General features: G+C 42.7%; 3 protein-coding genes. 2 read left to right on the top strand and 1 reads right to left on the bottom strand.

Going from position 1 to position 2,231, the window contains the following annotated elements:
- Both A3IE_RS21520 and A3IE_RS0119280 read left to right on the top strand, forming a co-directional pair.
- Positions 1–762, top strand: a 762-nt coding sequence (locus A3IE_RS21520; protein ID WP_033407713.1) for an RHS repeat-associated core domain-containing protein, incomplete at its 5' end; no start/stop codon positions are given.
- Positions 737–1,093, top strand: coding sequence for a DUF6984 family protein (locus A3IE_RS0119280; RefSeq protein ID WP_020397249.1), 357 nt, complete (start codon positions 737–739; stop codon positions 1,091–1,093). The genes A3IE_RS21520 and A3IE_RS0119280, both read left to right, overlap by 26 nt.
- Positions 1,094–1,252: 159 nt before the next feature.
- On the opposite strand, the gene A3IE_RS0119275 is transcribed toward A3IE_RS0119280, so the two are convergent.
- Positions 1,253–2,125: a replication initiation protein gene (locus tag A3IE_RS0119275; protein ID WP_020397248.1), complete on the bottom strand. Its 873-nt coding sequence runs from the start codon at positions 2,123–2,125 to the stop codon at positions 1,253–1,255.
- Between the last annotated feature and the right edge of the window lie 106 nt (positions 2,126–2,231).

Raw genomic sequence — 2,231 nt, 5'->3', positions numbered from 1 at the left:
CTGCGCTTCCCTGGGCAGTATTATGATGCCGAGTCGGGGCTGCATTATAACGGCCAGCGTTACTATGATCCGAAGCTGGGGCGGTACATTAGCTCCGATCCGATTGGGTTGCGTGGCGGGATGAATACCTATGCGTATGTGGGGAATGATCCGGTTAACCGATTCGATATTTGGGGATTAGTAACGGTATCTTACCCAGCACCGCCTGTTACGCCTCGAAACTATAATGAGCAGAATAGCCCCGAGATGGCGGCAGGTTTGCCTTGGGCTTTACCAGTAGATAATAGATCATTTACTCAGCAGCAAGAGGATGGAGACAATCTTGTTCAGGGTATGGTAGCTTTACCTTCATTGCTGACTGGTGGTGGTGCATTAATTCAGGGGGGCAGATGGCTTGTAGGGAGGGCGGCAGCAGGAGCTGTAACGCGTGCTGCACAACCTGCTATCAGGGGAGCTTCTTCACATCAGGTTTCAAATTTAGCACGGCAACAAGTTAGCCAAATTGATAATCTACGAATTCAGTTTGGAAACGTAGATAATCAAGTCTCACATACATTTCGACATATTGAGGATCTTGGTTTGGATCGCTCCACCGTTCAATTAGCGGTGGAAAATGATCTTCGACAAGGAACTGCTTCACAAGTGGTATCAGGCCGACCATTTAATGGAATAGTTGAGGTTGCTGGCCATCGTTTACAATATACAGCTTTTAGGCTTCCGAATGGTGTATTAAACATTGGACGTATTCATTCAACTCGATAAACTCTCAAGGGGACTTGATCGTTTAATTTATCGGCTGGTAGAACTTTCCCCACAATCTGTGGCAGAAAGTATAGATTTTGACAGTTTACAAGCATGTTATTTGGATGATGGAGCAATGGGGAGTTTACGTTTTTCTGAAAGGGGACAAGATAAAGGTGATAGAAAGCTTGGAAAAAAGGTAGCAGAGCTGGAGTTTATGGATGCTGACGGGATTCCTGTTAGCGCTGTTTTATTTCTTGATGAGGCAGGGCATCTTTTTGAACTTGATATTTTTAAAGCTGACTTTAGTCCCCTTATTACAATACCTTCAGTACTTGATATTTCTAGTTAGTACTGAATTACGGTTTTATGCAGAACTTACATAAAACCAATACTACCCCTACTTTACTTTAAGTAGCTTGCAAAAAGAGAACAGAGCACTTTTTCAGTCTAGCTGTCGTAAGACCCTTTTGAGTGCGTCAACACTTAGGGCGTGGGCATTAGGCAAAAACTAAATCAAGCCATAGTGCTTAAAAGCTTCAAATTCATTCGTGCTGACCAGCGCATCAATCGCTTGGTTGCTGAGCTTGGCAAGGCTTAACGCTCCTGTATAACGACTTAAAACCTCTTTTCGGCTTAGCCCGTGGTAGGTATCAATATTCTGTGATGCTACGGATTCAGGCGCACTAGATGCGGTTTTAGTGACTAAGGGCAAGCGCTCTTGCTGTTCGGTGGAGAAGGTAAATTTCAACAGAACAACTTTGCGCCCTTCTTTCTCAACAGCAAACTTTACAGGCAATCCGGCTTTATCCTTAATCTCGGCCAAAGCTAAATTAATAACCTTGCTACGGATCAATCCAAAGTCTCGTTCATACGCTTCAGGCACTTCCATAATGCGTTTAAAGTCATCAACAGGCATCTTGAGTAAGCCAGTAGTTCTAAACTGCATAAGCAATTCAAATAAACGCCAGCTATAAAGGTGCTTAAAATCAGCTGCCTTACTTAGTAGGTACTGCGTGAAATGTCCCTTCAAGTCAAGAATGTAATCGCTTAAATCAGGATGAAAACGAAGGCCTATATAACCTACATCTTGAGGCGTTTTATAGGTAATTACCCAGCGTATGCCAGCATCCTCTATTAAGGCCTCACGCTCCCAGAGTCGTTCTTTAGTTGCCTTGATAGTCTCGTATGCAGTTTTTCTGCTTATGCCATAAATACTTGCAAATTCGTCAGCCTTGATTATCACTAGCTGATTAATTGAACCGCTAGAATCGACTTTGGTTAAACCTAGCATGAGCAAGCGCTTTTCATTCAAGCTAAGACGCTGTACTGCCCTAATTAGCTCATTCGCTACCTTCACAATATTCTTGTCTGGTTGCTTCATTTTTTCATACTTAAACAAATTTGAAGGTATGATCATTCATGGATGATAGTAATTCAATACCTTCAAAAAAAGCAAGGTATGAGTTGTCTGGATTTAGGTATGAAAT

The sequence above is a fragment of the Thiolinea disciformis DSM 14473 genome (assembly GCF_000371925.1).
Taxonomy (GTDB): domain Bacteria; phylum Pseudomonadota; class Gammaproteobacteria; order Thiotrichales; family Thiotrichaceae; genus Thiolinea; species Thiolinea disciformis.
The sequence above is the reverse complement of the archived record's forward strand: the minus strand, read 5'-3'. Positions and strand labels throughout refer to the sequence as shown.